The 15,877-nt window shown below is 63.9% G+C and carries 15 protein-coding genes and 1 tRNA gene; 10 read left to right on the forward strand and 6 right to left on the reverse strand.

The window, feature by feature from the left end; genetic code table 11:
• Positions 1–123: 123 nt before the first annotated feature.
• Together AC3WK8_RS18105 and AC3WK8_RS18110 are read left to right on the forward strand one after the other, a co-directional pair.
• Positions 124–197, forward strand: a tRNA-Gly gene (locus AC3WK8_RS18105).
• Between the two features lie 392 nt (positions 198–589).
• Entirely contained in the window at positions 590–1,042 is a 453-nt protein-coding gene (locus AC3WK8_RS18110; protein WP_103325455.1) for a hypothetical protein, read from the forward strand.
• A gap of 119 nt (positions 1,043–1,161) precedes the next feature.
• Here AC3WK8_RS18110 and AC3WK8_RS18115 read toward each other — a convergent pair whose 3' ends face one another.
• From AC3WK8_RS18115 to AC3WK8_RS18125, 3 genes are all read right to left on the reverse strand, one after another.
• Positions 1,162–1,590 (reverse strand): SMI1/KNR4 family protein, encoded by a 429-nt coding sequence (locus tag AC3WK8_RS18115; RefSeq protein ID WP_085596059.1) that lies wholly within the window; start codon positions 1,588–1,590, stop codon positions 1,162–1,164.
• Between the two features lie 153 nt (positions 1,591–1,743).
• Positions 1,744–2,832, reverse strand: a complete 1,089-nt coding sequence (locus tag AC3WK8_RS18120; RefSeq protein ID WP_158250056.1) for an alpha/beta hydrolase family protein — start codon at positions 2,830–2,832, stop codon at positions 1,744–1,746.
• Between the two features lie 181 nt (positions 2,833–3,013).
• On the reverse strand, positions 3,014–4,789 hold the full coding sequence (locus AC3WK8_RS18125; RefSeq protein WP_085596061.1) for a sensor domain-containing diguanylate cyclase: 1,776 nt from the start codon (positions 4,787–4,789) through the stop codon (positions 3,014–3,016).
• Between the two features lie 578 nt (positions 4,790–5,367).
• Here AC3WK8_RS18125 and AC3WK8_RS18130 point away from each other — a divergent pair.
• Together AC3WK8_RS18130 and AC3WK8_RS18135 are read left to right on the forward strand one after the other, a co-directional pair.
• Complete coding sequence (locus tag AC3WK8_RS18130; protein WP_085596062.1) at positions 5,368–5,655, forward strand: hypothetical protein; 288 nt, start codon at positions 5,368–5,370, stop codon at positions 5,653–5,655.
• Between the two features lie 161 nt (positions 5,656–5,816).
• Entirely contained in the window at positions 5,817–6,191 is a 375-nt protein-coding gene (locus AC3WK8_RS18135; RefSeq protein ID WP_085596063.1) for a hypothetical protein, read from the forward strand.
• A 42-nt stretch (positions 6,192–6,233) separates the two neighbouring features.
• On the opposite strand, the gene AC3WK8_RS18140 is transcribed toward AC3WK8_RS18135, so the two are convergent.
• The gene (locus tag AC3WK8_RS18140; protein WP_085596064.1) at positions 6,234–6,788 is read right to left on the reverse strand and encodes a GNAT family N-acetyltransferase; all 555 of its coding nucleotides are present in this window, start codon (positions 6,786–6,788) and stop codon (positions 6,234–6,236) included.
• 199 nt (positions 6,789–6,987) lie between these two features.
• Between AC3WK8_RS18140 and AC3WK8_RS18145 the strand changes: the two genes are divergently transcribed.
• Positions 6,988–9,165, forward strand: coding sequence for a TonB-dependent receptor (locus AC3WK8_RS18145; RefSeq protein ID WP_103325453.1), 2,178 nt, complete (start codon positions 6,988–6,990; stop codon positions 9,163–9,165).
• A gap of 118 nt (positions 9,166–9,283) precedes the next feature.
• On the opposite strand, the gene AC3WK8_RS18150 is transcribed toward AC3WK8_RS18145, so the two are convergent.
• On the reverse strand, positions 9,284–10,855 hold the full coding sequence (locus AC3WK8_RS18150) for an APC family permease (protein ID WP_022642836.1): 1,572 nt from the start codon (positions 10,853–10,855) through the stop codon (positions 9,284–9,286).
• Positions 10,856–10,964: 109 nt separating this feature from the next.
• Complete coding sequence (locus AC3WK8_RS18155) at positions 10,965–11,117, reverse strand: hypothetical protein (protein WP_157064368.1); 153 nt, start codon at positions 11,115–11,117, stop codon at positions 10,965–10,967.
• 319 nt (positions 11,118–11,436) lie between these two features.
• On the opposite strand from AC3WK8_RS18155, the gene AC3WK8_RS18160 reads away from it, so the two are divergent.
• The 5 genes from AC3WK8_RS18160 (at position 11,437) to AC3WK8_RS18180 (ending at position 15,858) form a co-directional block, all read left to right on the forward strand.
• Positions 11,437–12,369, forward strand: a complete 933-nt coding sequence (locus AC3WK8_RS18160) for a 4-hydroxyproline epimerase (protein ID WP_103325452.1) — start codon at positions 11,437–11,439, stop codon at positions 12,367–12,369.
• On the forward strand, positions 12,366–13,487 hold the full coding sequence (locus AC3WK8_RS18165) for an NAD(P)/FAD-dependent oxidoreductase (RefSeq protein ID WP_103325451.1): 1,122 nt from the start codon (positions 12,366–12,368) through the stop codon (positions 13,485–13,487). Before AC3WK8_RS18160 ends, AC3WK8_RS18165 begins: the two co-directional genes overlap by 4 nt.
• Positions 13,484–13,717, forward strand: a complete 234-nt coding sequence (locus AC3WK8_RS18170; RefSeq protein WP_022642833.1) for a (2Fe-2S)-binding protein — start codon at positions 13,484–13,486, stop codon at positions 13,715–13,717. The genes AC3WK8_RS18165 and AC3WK8_RS18170 overlap by 4 nt, the downstream gene beginning before the upstream one ends.
• On the forward strand, positions 13,714–14,982 hold the full coding sequence (locus AC3WK8_RS18175; RefSeq protein ID WP_103325450.1) for an NAD(P)/FAD-dependent oxidoreductase: 1,269 nt from the start codon (positions 13,714–13,716) through the stop codon (positions 14,980–14,982). The genes AC3WK8_RS18170 and AC3WK8_RS18175 overlap by 4 nt, the downstream gene beginning before the upstream one ends.
• Positions 14,983–15,081: 99 nt before the next feature.
• Positions 15,082–15,858 (forward strand): AraC family transcriptional regulator, encoded by a 777-nt coding sequence (locus tag AC3WK8_RS18180; protein WP_085596067.1) that lies wholly within the window; start codon positions 15,082–15,084, stop codon positions 15,856–15,858.
• The last annotated feature ends 19 nt before the right edge of the window (positions 15,859–15,877 follow it).

Consider the following 15,877-nt stretch of genomic DNA (forward strand, 5'->3'; position numbering starts at 1 on the left):
CGAACCGCATGAATAGCGGGCGCGTGGCGCGCCCTGGCAATATCGAAGGGGCACGCAAGTACAGATCGAATAAAGAAAAACTTCAAATCCACGGCCACATCTGGTACAAAGTCAGCCGTTCGAGCGGGTGTCGTATAATGGCATTACTCCAGCTTCCCAAGCTGATAACGAGGGTTCGATTCCCTTCACCCGCTCCACTTCCCTTTCCATGGCAATCCGCCAACTTCGCATAACCCACTGAAACAAGAACCCATCTTGTTTTTCCAGTCTGGCAACTCCAGCCGCAACCGCTTCCAACCAGCCTTCTTGGCCAATCATCCAGTCCAGGAATCCGGCGGGGTGAATTCGATCTGCACTTGACGGCGAACGGTGCGCAGAACAGCTGAAGCTGGCGCTCACCCACTGGATGATTCCCCTCGACGCCTTGGGGTATATGGATGAAACAACCTCAGGTTGGACGAGGCCATTGGTGAACATCACACAACGTTTTCTCGACTTCAGCAGCTACTGTGCACTCCCGAGCTGGGCTGGTTACTTTCACTCCAGGAAGGGCTATGACCGAAGAGCCTGTGCCGAGGAAGCCACTTCCATGGTCCTCGACTACCTCCGCCAGCACTCGCAAAAAGTGACGGTGTGCAGCTCACTCGTCACCTCCCATACGCAGCGACAATTGCGTGGCAAGGGGTATCGGGCACGCGAAGCGCGAGAGTTGTACGCCAGGGCCATCAATCGCTCGGGCTTTGTTGAGTTTGTCGATTACGACTACCACGACGCACCGGCAAGACTCCAGGTACGCAACATCGAACTGTCACCTGAAAATCTCGATGGTTTCCTGGCGGTGAGCCATGCAATCCTGGCGCAGAACATCTTGAGCGTTGGATTCCACGGACATATTTTTGTTGTTTTCGAGAACAGCGGATTGGTGATCTATCCCCACGACGATTGCGGTTATGGGATTTTTGCCAGTGAGCCAGCTGCCAGCCGTGCATTCTTCGCCAGGGTCGACCCTGAACGTTTCGCAATAACCCTCAAGGCTGACTAAAGCTTGAACCCAGGCTCGGGCGATGAAGCTGGGCAGTGACTTCAGCCATCTGCGCTCAGTAGATTTTGGCCACGACAACTCGCCAGGAAGGGCCCGGCAACGCACCCGGAGCCAGCCGGCTAGCCAGGCTGATCGATCATGACCAGGAAGGCCCCATAGCTGTCTGCAACGGCAGAGGTTCGGCCGGTCTCATGGGACCACAGCACCACCCGCGGCTCGCCGGCATCGCCGAGCAAGGCATAGTCGAAACAGTAGTAATCGCCGGTCCCGAATTGGGCGAACGGCAGCAGGCTGGAGCACTCCACGGCTCGCCCCTCGAAGTTGTCCAGCCAAGCCTGCCAGCCGCCCTGGAAGTGGCGCACGATCGACTCCCAGGTCTTGCGTGGATCACGGGCATCGAACACCGGAAACACCTCCAGCGCACCTAGCGCCTTGCCGTTGTGCTCCAGCAGCCAATCCCTGAACGATCGGGGCAAGGCCCGCCCCAGTGCCGCCTCGGCAGCGCGGATCGCCTCGATGGTGGTGCCTATCACTCTCGCCTTGACCATGATTCCTCGCCTGGGTCGCATCGCCCCTCTGGCTAGGGGCGCGGCGCACGATAATGCATACCGGCACCTACTGAAAACCCGACACGGAGCAAGCAAAGCAAAAACCTGAGGCGAACCTTGCGACCGGCTTTCCATGCCTGTGCTCACCTCGCTTCAAGGACGGCTCAGGTAGCGGGCGAAGAAGTCGCCCAGAACCTGGCGCAAGGTCCGTACCGCCAGGCCGCGATCGATACTGCCGAAGTCGTCGCCCATGGCCTTGATGACCGACGCCGGGAGCACCCAGCGCCCATCGGTGAAGTCATGGTGCCCGGCATTCTCCAGCACCTTGTATGCCCCAGGCCCCCGACGCGCTGCCCACACCGTGTCCATGCTGGCGTCCCGTGGGTCCTGGCCAGCGGCATATAACAGCATGGGTTTGCTCCAGGGACCGGCCAGCTCGCCCTGGATGCTGCCGTCGAGGTTGGCCGCCGCCCGCAGACGCGGGTCCAGGCGCGTCGCCTGCAAGGCAGCCGAACCGCCGAAGGAATGGCCCAGGGCTGCGACGTGCTCGAGGTCCAGGTGTCCGCCTAGCAGGTGCTCCGGCTCCTGGTTACGCAGCTGCAGCCAATCGAGGGTACTGCGCAGGTCCGCCACCACCGAAGGCGCGGCGGCCGCGAGTTGTTCCTCGTCCTGCTCGAGCACGTCCAGGACCGGGACCACCCGGCCTCCCGGCAGCACCGTGACCCCGGAAATGTAGGGGTGATTGATGGCTACCACCACGTAGCCACGGCTGGCCAAGTCTTCCAGCAGGCCGCTGTAGAGCTCGGCCACTGCTCCCAAGCCGGGAGAAAACAGCAGCACCGGATACTGGCGGTGCTTTTCCATCCTGGCTCCGGCCGCCGAATGACTGGCGACCTCCACCGCACTTCCGGCTTGCATCGCGGCCAGGGCCTCGGGTTCGGCGTACTCGGCACGGGGCAGCCTGCCGGCAGGTGCAACGATCGGATACCAGACTTTCAATGCCAGCTCGCGGCGGGCGCCGGCGACCTTGGAAAAGGTCTCCGCACGCGCTGGATCGCGCAAGGCGAAAGCAGCCTTGCCCACGCACCAGGCGCCACTGGGCGCCGGCACCTGCCTGGCCTGCAGGCCCGCCGCCGGCAACTCGCAGCGCCGCGCATATGGCTGCTCCAGCGCGGCATTGCTGCAACTGGCCAGGCTGAGAATCACTACACCGCAACTCGCCATGACTCTGACGAACTTCATCATCGAGCAATCCCTTGGTCATTCGGATCGGAAATGAGACGGCAGCGTCCTCCTGGTATCAGGAGACCTGCCGTCCCCAGCCTAACGAGCGCCCCAGGGCCGTTCATCTCCAAGTGTGGGGATTTTGTATAGAAAGGTTAAACGCCCGATGGCAACGGGGCTCAAACAACGGCTTGCGGCCCTAGAAGCCACCCTGCAGCGGAAAACGCTGCGCTTCGCTACGGGCCAGGAATTTATCCTGGGCCATGGGCCGGGCCAGGAAGTAGCCCTGGGCCTCGTCACAGCCGAAGGACCGCAACATCTGCAAGCACTTGAAGCTCTCGATGCCCTCGGCCACGGTGCGGTAGCCAAGTTCGCGAGCCAGGGCGATCACCGAGCGGGTGATCTTCTGGTGCTGGGCGCTGCTCTCAAGGTCGGTGACCATGGATTTGTCGAGCTTCACCACATTGGCCGGAATCTGGTGCAGATAAGCGAAATTGCTGTAGCCGGTACCAAAATCGTCGATGGCCACATCCATGCCCAGGGCGCGAATCTTGCTCAACTGCTCCAGCACTTTCGGGTTGGAGCGCAACCAGGCGCCTTCGGTGATCTCCACTTCCAGGCGTCGCGGATTGATGCGGTGGCGCAGGCAGGCATCGCGCAACACATCGGCGATATCCTGGTCCTCGAAATCCTGGGGTGACAGGTTGATCGACAAGCGTTGCACATCACTGGCGCTCCATAGGTGCAGCTTGTGCAACACCGCATCGATCAGCCAGTGGGTCACCTGGTGGATCTGGGCATTGCGCTCCATCACCGGAATGAACTCCGCAGGGGAAATCGGCCCCAGCCAGGGATGGTCCCAGCGGATCAGCGCCTCGGCACTGACCTGGGCGCCATCGGGCAGGGCGAAGCGCGGCTGGAACATCAGGTAGATCTGCCCGGTGTCCAGAGCTTCGCCGATGTCCGCGGCCAAGTTGAAGGCACGCCGGTAGGCCTGGTCGCGCACCAGGTCGTAGGGCGCCCAGGTACAGCGCTCCAGGGCAGCCAGCTCCAGGGCGAACATGGCCTTGCGCAACACGTCCGGCACGGCATCATGGTCCGTGGAAAACTCCACCATGCCCGCGCACACTCCGGGGACCATCGGCAACTCCAGGCCCGGCGGCTGGCGGCGCAGGCGGCGCACCAGGCCCTCCAGCAAGCGCTCGACCCCAGGTGCGGCCGGCAGCAGGAAGCCGAAGCGCTTGGCCGAGACGTGATAGACCCGCACATGCCGTCCAAGGTAGGCGAGCAACTGCTGGGCAAGAAAACGCACGATGATCTCGAACGGCGCCATGCCCAGGGCCAGGGTCAACTCATGGGCCACGGCCATGTCCACCGCATCCACCAGCACCAGCACCCGTCGCTCCCCGGGGTGTTCGTCCGCCAGGTCGTGCAGGTCGCACTGGAACTGCTCGCGGTTGGGCAGGCCACTGACCGGATCACGGCGGGTCTGGCGCTGGCGTTGCTCGATCTGCTCCATCACCAAAGATGCCAGGTCGCGCAATTGCTGGCGTTCGGCGGCATCGAGCCGCTGCGGATGCTTGTCGATGACGCACAGGCTGCCGATGGCGTGCCCCGTGGAGGTGATCAAGGGCGCCCCGGCATAAAAACCTATGCCCGGGCCCTCGGTCACCAGCGGATTGGCATGGAAACGCACATCCTGGCGAGCGTCCTGAACTTCGAACACCTCACCGGACTTGATCGTGTAGGCGCAGAACGACTGATCGATCGGCGTCTGCTCGACGGCAAAACCCACCCGCGACTTGAACCACTGCCGATCACGATCCACCAGGGTGATCAACGCCGTGGGGACCTTGAAGAACTGCGCGGCCAGGCGGCAGATGCGATCGAAGCTTTCGCAGCGGGCCGTATCCAGCAGCTCGAGGGCATACAAGGCGGCCAGGCGCTGCTCCTCGGCCAATGCCTTATCCGGCATGCCGCGACTCGGACAGGATCAACACCATCATCAAAAAACCTATCTCAGTAGCGAAGGGGGGAGTACAACATCCGGAGAATTGCCCTACGACCAAGTAGTGGCACTACGATATCCGTCGACAGCATGCCGTAGTGACTAGTGCTTGCCAATTCCATCCGTCGGACGAACGGTCACCCAACGCCCCGGCAGCATCGGCCGCAAAGAACCGTGCCAGAGCTTGCGCTCCCGAGGGCGCGGATGCCCGCGCAATTTCCCGGTCCTGGCGCACTGCCGATCCTGACGCTGACCGCGGGCAAAAAAAAACGATCCGAGGATCGCTTGCTTCGCTACTGCTTGTGTCGCTATTGCAGGGAAAGGCCGGGACCTGGTCCCGGCCTGTTTGCCCCCTGTCACTGCCCAGCTCCTGCCGGGCGTGGAGTTTTTTAGCAGCCTGCACCTGTCTGCCAGCTGAACCTGTCCGGAGCATTCGTGACAATTAATGACAGGAACCGTGCTCCAGTAGGGCTTGCCAAGCGAGGCCTGCCCCGGGAGCATTGCCGCCCCGGCACCAAGGTGCCCATCCATGGAAGGCGTCGCCTGTGAAAAAATTTCTCGTGCTGTTGTTCCTCGCCCTGCTGGTCCTGCTCAACGTCGGCTACTACACCGAACTGGAGGAAGCCGAGACCCATACCCGCTGGTTCATCAAGCACTCGCCAAGCCTGCGCCTGGAGTTCTTCAACATCCACGCCAATGATGGTGACTACCGCAAGGTGGAGAAGCTCACCGGCGAACAACGACAGATGATCATCGACTACTGCAAGTACCGCCTGGGCATCCAGACCCAGGTCACCACCCAGGCCGACGTGGAGCGTTGCGCCAAGCTCTAGCCCTTGTCTCCCCTCGCCCAACGGCCGGCACAGAGTCGTCGGGCATGACCAACGCCGCTCCGGGGATGGTATGGTGCTCGGCTGCCCTGCGTGCAGGGCCCACTGGAGGAGCGCTACGCCGAACGCCAAGGCGCGAGGCTTGAGGAGGTCACTGAACAGCTATGTGCAATGCCGAAGATATCTATACCGCCGGTTGGGTACTGGTGGTCGTGTCCGCGCTGGTTTCCCTGGCGATCCAGATCTACCTGGGCTATTTCAGGCTCGATGACATGGTCAGGCACCTGTCGCGGTGCCGGGTCATCGCCATCCGCATGCCGCTGCTGGGCAAGGATCCCCTGAGCCGCTTCTTCATGTTGCTGTGCATTGGCGGCATGTTCGCCATGCCCCACCTGTTCTTGCGCAACGGTGGAATGAGCGTGCGCGACTATCGCCACTTCCCCCTCGGCCTGAAGTGGCTGATCAATCTATTCCAGCTCTCGGCCCTGGCCGCCGGCATCGCCTTCCTGGTGCTGTGGTGGGTCGGTGGCCATCTGTGAGTGCCAGGCGAGGCGCCGGGATCCGGCACCTCGCCCGCGCTGTCAGCGAATAGCCGGGGAGCGGCTTTCGGCCTGGTGCCGCTGAAAGTCTTCGCGGGTCATTTCCAGGAAGCGGCTGGGCACTCCTTCGAACTCGCCATCGTGGCTGACCCGAAAACCGATCTTGCGAGCCACCGCCAGCGACGCGGCGTTGTCCACATGGGCGTCGGCCACCAGCCGGTCGATGGACGGGTCGGCGAAGGCATGCTCGACGATGCGCCTAGCGGCCTCGGAGGCCACTCCACGTCCCCAGGCCCGACGCATCAGGCGCCAGCCCATCTCCAGCTCCGGCCCCACGGCCTCGAACGGAATGAACGAGACCCAGCCAAGGAACTCTTCCGGTTCTTGCCTGGCAAAAATCGCCCAGTAACCGCAACGCTCGCCGAAATCCCGGGACATCCGCCCTCGCAGGAAATCCCGGTGCCATTGCCCACCGTCCCAGGCTCCAGGGATGAATTGCGTGACCTGCGGATCCTGGTCCATTCGCAGGCAGGCTTCGAAGTGCTCGAGGGTCCGGGGTCGCAACAGCAGGTTGGGGGTTTCGAAATGCAGTTCCATGGCTCGTTTTCGTGGTTGAAGGTTGCCCATGAAACCGCAGCGCCAGGCAAAAGAGAATCACTGCGACAGCAAACCCACCTGCCAAGGCCGCTACCTGGCGCGCCGACACCTTTGGACCTGATCGTTCAGAGCCTTCTGATTGAATGACACATGATCGCAATTGAGAATCACTTCCAAATAAACAGGAGGTGCAATCTCAATGTCCAACCCCAACCGCCCACATCCATGGAAGCTGCTGCCCACATCCCTTGGCCTGCTGGCATTCGGTGAGGCCGGCCTGGCAGTCGCCACGCAAAACCCCGGCCACTCATCCGATGCCGCAGCCGTCACTCTCGATACCACCCATGTCAGGGGCGAGCGCGAACCCGGATACAAGCGTGAAACTTCCGAATCGGTGAAGTTCACCGCACCGCTGCGTGAAACCCCGAAGTCGGTGACCATCATCACCGAAACCCTGATGCAGGAACGCGCGGTATCGACCCTGGCCGACGCACTGCGAACGACACCCGGCATCACCTTCGGCGCCGGCGAAGGTGGTACGCCACTGGGCGATCGCCCTTTCATCAGAGGCTTCGAGGCCAGCACCGACATCATGATCGATGGCATTCGCGATGTTGGACGCATGACCCACGAGGCCTTCAACATCGAGCAGATCGAAATCCTCAAGGGACCAGGCTCGGTCTACTCCGGGCGCGGCTCCACCGGCGGCAGCATCAACCTCATCAGCAAGACTCCAAAGCGCGAGTCCTTCACGTCCGCCAGCCTGACCCTGGGCTCCGACCGCCTGCGGCGCAGCACCCTCGACCTCAACCAGTACCTGCCCGAACAAAACATGGCCCTGCGGCTGAACGCCATGAAACACGAAGCAGATACTCCCGGGCGCGATGATGTGGAAGTCACCCGTTGGGGCCTGGCGCCGAGTTTTTCCTTCGGCCTGGACACCGATACCCGTGGCACGCTGAGCTACTACCACATGCAGAGCGACGATATCCCCGACCAGGGACATCCGGTGTCGGCCATCACGGGCAAGCCGGTCAAGGTCGATCGGGACAACTTCTACGGCTTTGCCAAGCGCGACTTCCGCAAGACCTCCGCCGATATCGCCACCCTGCAACTGGAACACGACCTCAACGACCAGCTGACCCTGCGCAACACCACACGGCAAGGGCGCAGCATGCAGGACTACATCATGAGCCGGCCGACGTTCGGCACCGATACGGACTCCATCGGCAATGAACTGGCCGGTGTGGTGATGCGCGGTCCGGCTCGTGGCAGGAACGTGGTCAACACTTCGTTGATCAACCAGACCGACATCTTCGGTAAATTCGACACCGGTCCCATCGGCCACAGCTACAGCGCGGGCCTGGAATTCTCCCGCGAGCGGATCGATGTGAAGAACCGCTACTCGCCCTCCCGGCGAGGCTCCGACCCAGGCGACCTGCACACTCCCAACCCCCGCGATCCCCATGCCCCGGTAGCACGAGGCAATGGCAACCACGACGTCACCCGGCACAACAACCGCGCCCTGTACGTGATAGACACCCTGGCCCTGCACGAGCAGTGGGACCTGAACCTTGGCGCACGCTTCGATAGCTACCACGTCCGGGACGCCGTGCAGAGCAATCGCAGCAACATCTGGACCTACCAGGGCGGTATCGTCTTCAAGCCCCTGCCCTACGCCAGCATCTACTTGTCCTACGGCACCTCGTTCAACCCATCAGGGGAAACCGCAGGCCAATCGGGAGGAGCCGATGGCGCCGCCGGCGGGCGCTTGAGCAACCTGGATCCGGAAAAGAGCCGCAGCATCGAACTGGGTACCAAGTGGGACCTGCTCGATCAGCGCCTGGCCCTGACGGCCGCCGTTTTCAAGACCGAAAAGTCCAACGCCCGGACCTACGACCCGATCAGCAACGAAGTGACCCTGGATGGCAATGTCGAGGTCAAGGGTTTTGAGGTGGGCGCCACCGGCCATCTCACGGACCAGTGGGAAGTGATGGCAGGCTATACCTATCTGGACGCCAGGACGGTCAAGTACGCCTCAGGCAGGAACACCAACTTCGACGGCAATCGCGCCAAGTTCATCGCCCCCAACAGCGGTTCGGCCTGGACCACCTACAGCCTCACCGATCGCTGGAAGGTCGGGGCCGGGGCCAACTACGTGGACAAGCGCTACACCGACGACGCCAACACCCGCAGCCTCGATTCCTATTGGCGCTACGACGCCATGCTGGCCTATCGGGTGAACCGTAACCTGGACCTGCAACTCAACCTGCTCAACCTCACCGACGAGACCTACTACGACGCGTCCCACGTCGGCATGTTCGCCATCGTCGCCCCTGGGCGTTGCGCAGAGCTGGCGGCCAACGTCCGCTTCTGATCCCCTGAATACACGAAGGCCGGCTGCACATGCTCGTGACGCCGGCCTTTTTCGTGCCTCACCTGAATCCAGGCTCCCGGGCGATCAGTTCACCTCGCCCAGGATCAGGTCGAGCCTGTCACTCCGACTCATCGCCATCCAATGCCAGCTTGGCGCTGGGCACTCCGGTGTTGGCTCCCCAGTAGTAGATGCACAGGGCCATGAGCGTGACCGTCAGAGTGTCGAACGGATGGGCCAGGACGCCGATCCCGCCAAAGCTGCCCAGGTAGGAAATGCCGATGGTCAACGCGTAGAAAGCGATCAGCCACAGGGAAGAACGTACCTGTTCGCCCAGGCTCAGGTGGTCGGTGGGCACCAGGCGCTTGCACAGCAGGTAGATCACGAACATCAGGATCTGCAGCCCCAGCAGCCAGGACACCGTCCCCCAGCCTGACCAGTAGACGATCAGCGCGGCGATCACGAAGGACACCGGCCCCAGCAACGCAAAACCCTTGACCCGGAAGGGCCGTGCCAGCTCCGGAGCGCTCTTGCGCAAGGCGGCGACGGTGATGGGCGCCACCGCGTAGCTCAGTACCAGCGCCGCGGACACCACGTTGATCAAGGCCTCCCAGGACGGGAACGGCAGGGTCCAGAACACCGACAGGCCGAAGGTCAGCCACAGCGCCGGGCGCGGGATGCCGGATTGTTCGTCGATGCGGGTGAAGATCTTGAAGAAGGTGCCGGTGCGAGCCCAGCCATAGACCACTCGCGGCGTGGCGTTCATGTAGATGTTGCCGCAGCCACTGGGGGAGATCACCGCATCGGCCACCACCAGGTAGGCCAGCCAGCCCACTCCGAGGGTCAGGGCGATATCGCGGTATGGCAGGGAAAACTCCTTGCTGATGCCGCTCCAGCCGTTGGCCAGCATTTCGGTGGGAATGCTGCCCAGGAAGGCCAGTTGCAACAGGCCGTAGATCAAGGTCGAGAGCAGCACAGAAAGGATCAGGGCAATGGGAATGGTGCGCTGCGGATTGCGCACTTCACTGGCCACCGAGATGATCGGCGTCAGGCCCAGGTAGGCGAAGATGATGCCACCGGCCGAAACCGCCATCTCGATCCCCGACATGCCGAACGGGGCAAAGCCCTGGACGTGGAAGTTGTCGGGCTTGAAGAAGGTGAACAACACCCCGATCACCAGCAACGGCACGATGAACTTGAACAGGCTGATGAAGTTGTTGGATTTGGCGAAGGTCTTGACGCTGTTGTAGTTGAGCCAGAAGAACAGGCACAGCAGCGCGAACTGCACCAACCAGCCGATGAGCGTCGGATTGCTGCTGCCTTCATGGGTCAGGCTGGGGAACCAGGCCGCAGCATATTGCCGGGCCGCCACCACTTCGATCGCCACCAGGCTGGAGAAGGCGATCAGGGTGATGAAGCCCATCAGGTAGCCCAGCAACGGGCCATGGGAGAACACCGGGTAGCGCACCACGCCGCCGGCACGGGGCAGGGCCGCCCCCAGCTCGCAATAGACGATACCCAGCAGCAGTACGGCGAAACCGCCCAGCAGCCAGGAGAAGATCCCCGCCGGCCCGGCGATCGCCGAGACGTGGCTGGCAGCGAACAACCAGCCGGAACCGAAGATCGCACCCAGACCGATGAAGGTCAGGTCCACCAGAGAGAGTTGTTTCTTGAATTTACCTTTGCCTGACATGGAGGCGCGCCTTTATGGGTTATTGGAATAGGCAGATCGGATGTCACGCCGAGGGAGCCATCGGCGTTCATCGCGTGTCGTGGTCCTTGAGTCGCGGGGCCGGCAGCCTTCAGCAGCCGGTGCCTGGGAGGGTTGCAACCGAGGGATCCGGCAGGCCTGGCGACAGCTCGCCAGGGGCCTGCGGATCAAGGAATGAACGGGCTTCGAACACAGTAGGTGCGGTGGGCAAGGCACCGCTGTGACTGAAGGCTGTACGGCTCATGGTCTTTTCCTTATATGAAATCGTCCCAGCCGATCAGGGCTGGAAACAAAAACCAGAGTCGCTTTTTATCCTCGTGGCAGCTTGAGGGTTTTCCTCCGCGAAATAGACGAAATCGGCACACTTTTCCATTCCTCTCCAGCACCATCAGATGCAGCGCTGCGCCATTTTTCCTGCTGCCAGCCGCCAGGGCCGAGTACCTCCAGGGCTCTCTCCCGGCACTCGTAACTATGCTGATTTCGTCATCGCAAGCAGCGAAAACCCACAAGCGGCGCAGCCCTCCCCTGGCCCACTCTGTAGCTCTTTTTCATCAGGTGCTGCCATGAACAGAATTTCCGTGATCGACTCCCACACCGGCGGCGAGCCCACTCGCCTGGTCATCGATGGTTTCCCAGGGCTTGGCCAAGGTTCCATGGCCGAACGCCTGCAGATCCTGCGCGATCAGCACGACCCATGGCGCCGCGCCTGCGTCCTCGAGCCCCGGGGTAGCGATGTGCTGGTCGGGGCCCTGCTCTGCGAGCCGCAGGCGCCCGACGCCTGTGCCGGTGTGATCTTCTTCAACAACAGCGGCTACCTGGGCATGTGCGGCCACGGCACCATCGGCCTGGTGCGCTCGCTCTACCACCTGGGACGGATCGACTGCGGCGTGCACCGTATCGAGACTCCGGTGGGCACGGTGGAGGCCACCTTGCACGACGACCTCTCGGTGAGCGTGCGCAACGTGCCCGCCTACCGCTACCGCCACCAGGTGGCCGTGCAAGTCCCCGGCGTGGGCCTGGTGCACGGCGATATCGCCTGGGGCGGCAACTGGTTCTTCCTGATCAGCGAGCATGGCCAGCGCATCGCCCTGGACAACGTCGAGGCCCTGACCCAATACACCTGGAACGTGCGCCAGGCTCTTGAGGCCAACGGCATCACCGGGGCCCAGGGCGGAGTCATCGACCATATCGAACTGTTCGCCGACGATTCCCAGGCCGACAGTCGCAACTTCGTGCTGTGCCCCGGCAAGGCCTACGATCGTTCGCCCTGCGGCACCGGCACCAGCGCCAAGCTAGCGTGCCTGGCGGCGGACGGCAAGCTCGCCCCGGGCCAGATCTGGCGCCAGGCCAGCGTCATCGGCAGCCAGTTCAGCGCCTACTACGAAACCGCCGGCGAACAGATCATCCCGATCCTGCGGGGCAGCGCCCACATCAGCGCCGAAGCCACCCTGCTGCTGGACGACAGCGATCCGTTCGCCTGGGGCATCGGTTCGTGAGCCAGGCGCCCACCGCCGATGTGATAGTGGTTGGCGCCGGGATCATCGGCGCCGCCTGCGCCCACGAACTGGCCCGGCGTGACCTGCAGGTCCTGGTGCTGGACGATGCCGCAGGCGGCGCCACCGGTGCGGGCATGGGCCACCTGGTGGTCATGGATGATAACCCGGCGGAACTGGCCCTGAGTCACTACTCCCTGGAGCTCTGGCGACGCTTGCGCGAACGCCTGCCCGAGGCCTGTGCCTATCGTGGCTGCGGCACCCTGTGGCTGGCCGCCGATGCCGGCGAGATGGACCTGGCACGGGCCAAGCAAGGCATCCTGGCCGAGCATGGGGTGGCCACGCAGATGCTCGACGGCCAGCAACTGGCGGCGCTGGAACCCATGCTGCGCAAGGGGCTGGGCGGTGCGCTGAAAGTCCCCGGCGACGGCATCCTCTACGCTCCCGCCACCGCCCAGTGGTTGCTGGACAGCCATCCGCGAATCAAGCACCTGCGTACCCATGTACGGAGTCTTGCCGGGGACCAACTGGAGCTCGACGACGGCCGCCTGCTGCGTGCTCCCAGGGTGTTGCTGGCCAACGGCCTGGGCGCCCGCAGCCTGCTACCGCCACTGCCCTTGCGGGCGAAGAAGGGCCACCTGCTGATCACCGACCGCTATCCACGCCAGGTCGGCCATCAGCTGGTGGAACTGGGATATGCCGCCAGCGCCCATGCCAGCGACGGCGCCTCGGTGGCGTTCAACGTCCAGCCGCGTCCCACCGGCCAGTTGCTGATCGGCTCGTCCCGCCAGTTCGACATCCTCGATCCAGAGGCCGACCCGCAGGTATTGGCGACGATGCTGCGTCGTGCCGTGGACTACCTGCCGGACCTGGCGCAGCTCAACGGCATCCGCGCCTGGACCGGCTTTCGTGCCGCCACTCCCGATGGCCTGCCGATCCTCGGCGAGCACCCACGCCAACCCGGCTTGTGGCTGGCGGTCGGACATGAAGGCCTGGGAGTGACCATCGCCCCTGGCAGTGCCCGACTGTTGGCGGACCTGCTGCTTGGCGAACGCCCGGCGATCGATCCACGCCCCTATCTGCCCGGGCGTTTCGCCGCCCTGACTGGAGAGACCCCATGATCATCTACCTGGACCAGCAGCCATTGCAGGTGCGCCCAGGCATCAGCGTCGCCGCCGCGCTGGCCGCCAGCGGCGACCTGCGCACCCGTACGTCCTGCACTGGCCGGCCTCGGGCCCCCTTCTGCGGCATGGGTATCTGCCACGAATGCCGGATGACCATCGATGGCCACCGCCAACTGGCCTGCCAAACCTTGTGCCGCGACGGCATGCAGGTGGAGCGCAGCCAATGACCGCCCCACGCCTGCAATGCCAAGTACTGATCGTCGGCAGCGGCCCGGCAGGCCTCGCGGCGGCCAGGGCCGCAAGCCGCAACGCCCGTTCGATCCTGGTGGTGGACGACAACCCGCGCCCTGGCGGCCAGATCTGGCGCAACGGCCCGGACCATCCACCGAGCGCCGCCCAGGCCGAGCGCTTCGAGGCCTTGCAACATCCGACAGTGCGCTACCTGGGCGCCACCCGCATCGTCGGTGCCCTGGGCCCGCGCCGCCTACTGCTGGAAGATGCCCGGCAAGCCTGGCAGGTGGAGTACGAACAGTTGATCCTGTGCTGCGGGGCCCAGGAACTGCTGCTGCCGTTTCCCGGCTGGACCCTGCCCGGCGTCACCGGTGCCGGAGGCCTGCAGGCGCTCCTGAAGAATGGCCTGCAACTGGCCGGGCGCTCAGTAGTGATCGCCGGCAGCGGACCGTTGCTGCTGGCCAGTGCCGCCACCGCTCGCCAGGCCGGGGCCCGAGTGACCCGGGTACTGGAACAGGCTTCGACAGGCGCCCTCCTGGGCTTCAGCAGCCAGCTGTGGCGCTGGCCCAACAAGCTGGCCCAGGCCTTGCGCCTGGCGACCCCGGCCTATCGAGGCAACGCCCACGTGGTGGAAGCGCTCGGAGACCAACACCTGGAAGCCGTGCGCATCCGCGTGGGCCGACGCGTCGAGGAGATCGCCTGCGACTACCTGGCCTGCGGTTTCGGCCTGGTACCCAACACTCGCCTGGCCAGCCACCTGGGCTGTCGCCTGGAACAAGGCGCGATCGCCGTCGATGCCGAACAGCGCAGCAGCCTGCCCCACGTCTACGCTGCCGGCGAATGCACCGGCATCGGTGGCAGCGAACTGGCCCTGGTCGAAGGCGAGATCGCCGGCTGCATGGCCACCGGACAGACCGATCGGGTCGCCAGCCTGGCACGCCAGAGGCAGCGCTGGCAGCGCTTTGCCGGTCAACTGCGGAAACACTTCGCCTTGCGCACGCAGGTCCTGGAGCTGGCCCGGCCTGATACCCTGCTGTGCTGCTGCGAGGATGTCCCCTACGCCGCGGTGGCCGCGGCCCCTGACTGGACCACCGCCAAGCTGCAAAGCCGCTGCGGCATGGGAGCCTGCCAAGGCCGGGTCTGCGCCAACGCCGCCCAGCAGCTGTTTGGCTGGAGCGCCACACCACCACGGGCACCCTTGGTGCCGGCACGGATCGCCACCCTGATGCAGGACGCTGAACAACAGCATTCCGGTACCTGAGGACCGCCGGCCGGGCCACCTTCCCGGCTGGGCCAGGCCCGCACTGGCATGCTCCCTGGCTCGATCAAGGCTCCACCGAGCCCCGGAGAGAGAACGACGATGATCGATAGCGCACAGCTCAACCAACTGCCCCAGGCCATTGCCGCCCAGCGCCCCCGGGATATCGACGGCCTGCTGGCCAGCATGGAACTGATCACGCCCCTGCTCGACTGCGTGCCCAACGTGGTGTTCTTCATCAAGGACCTGCACGCGCGCTACCTGAGCGCCAACCTGACCCTGGCCCAGCGTTGTGGCTTCAAGAACATCCGGCCACTGTTGGGCAAGACCTCCGCCGAGGTCTTCCCCGAGATGCTCGGGCCGGTCTACACCGAACAGGACCAACGGGTTCTGCGCCAGGGCATCACCATCAAGGGCCAGCTGGAACTGCACCTGTACGGCAGCCGCGAACCCGGCTGGTGCCTGACCCATAAGCTGCCGCTGCACGGGCGTGATGGGCAGATCATCGGCATGGCCGGCATCTCCCTGGACCTGCAGGCCGCCCGCGACACCCACCCGGCCTATGAACGCCTGGCGGCGGTGGACCGGCATATCCGCGAACACTACAGCGAAGCCATCCGCCTCGAAGACCTGACCCGCATCGCCAACTTGTCCATCGCCCAGCTGGAGCGCTACTGCAAGCGCATCTTCCACCTCACGCCACGCCAGATGATCCACAAGGCCCGCCTGGAGCACGCCTCGCGCCTGCTGGTCACCGAAGAACCCATCACCGAAGTGGCGCTGCAATGCGGCTATACCGACCACAGCGCCTTCAGCCGGCAGTTCAAGGCGCTGACCGGCCTGAGCCCGCGCCAGTTCCGACTCAATGCCGGACGCTGACGGCCACTCTCCAGGCCCT

This window comes from Pseudomonas sp. FW507-12TSA (genome assembly GCF_058781435.1).

Coding starts and splice junctions, on each gene's coding strand:
- AC3WK8_RS18125 (WP_085596061.1), bottom strand. CDS start 4,789: ATGCCGGATAAGGCATTGGCCGAGGAGCAGCGCCTGGCCGCCTTGTAT.
- AC3WK8_RS18140 (WP_085596064.1), bottom strand. CDS start 6,788: ATGGAACTGCATTTCGAAACCCCCAACCTGCTGTTGCGACCCCGGACC.
- AC3WK8_RS18150 (WP_022642836.1), bottom strand. CDS start 10,855: ATGTCAGGCAAAGGTAAATTCAAGAAACAACTCTCTCTGGTGGACCTG.
- AC3WK8_RS18135 (WP_085596063.1), top strand. CDS start 5,817: ATGTGCAATGCCGAAGATATCTATACCGCCGGTTGGGTACTGGTGGTC.
- AC3WK8_RS18160 (WP_103325452.1), top strand. CDS start 11,437: ATGAACAGAATTTCCGTGATCGACTCCCACACCGGCGGCGAGCCCACT.
- AC3WK8_RS18155 (WP_157064368.1), bottom strand. CDS start 11,117: ATGAGCCGTACAGCCTTCAGTCACAGCGGTGCCTTGCCCACCGCACCT.
- AC3WK8_RS18120 (WP_158250056.1), bottom strand. CDS start 2,832: ATGAAGTTCGTCAGAGTCATGGCGAGTTGCGGTGTAGTGATTCTCAGC.
- AC3WK8_RS18110 (WP_103325455.1), top strand. CDS start 590: ATGGTCCTCGACTACCTCCGCCAGCACTCGCAAAAAGTGACGGTGTGC.
- AC3WK8_RS18115 (WP_085596059.1), bottom strand. CDS start 1,590: ATGGTCAAGGCGAGAGTGATAGGCACCACCATCGAGGCGATCCGCGCT.
- AC3WK8_RS18170 (WP_022642833.1), top strand. CDS start 13,484: ATGATCATCTACCTGGACCAGCAGCCATTGCAGGTGCGCCCAGGCATC.
- AC3WK8_RS18180 (WP_085596067.1), top strand. CDS start 15,082: ATGATCGATAGCGCACAGCTCAACCAACTGCCCCAGGCCATTGCCGCC.
- AC3WK8_RS18145 (WP_103325453.1), top strand. CDS start 6,988: ATGTCCAACCCCAACCGCCCACATCCATGGAAGCTGCTGCCCACATCC.
- AC3WK8_RS18175 (WP_103325450.1), top strand. CDS start 13,714: ATGACCGCCCCACGCCTGCAATGCCAAGTACTGATCGTCGGCAGCGGC.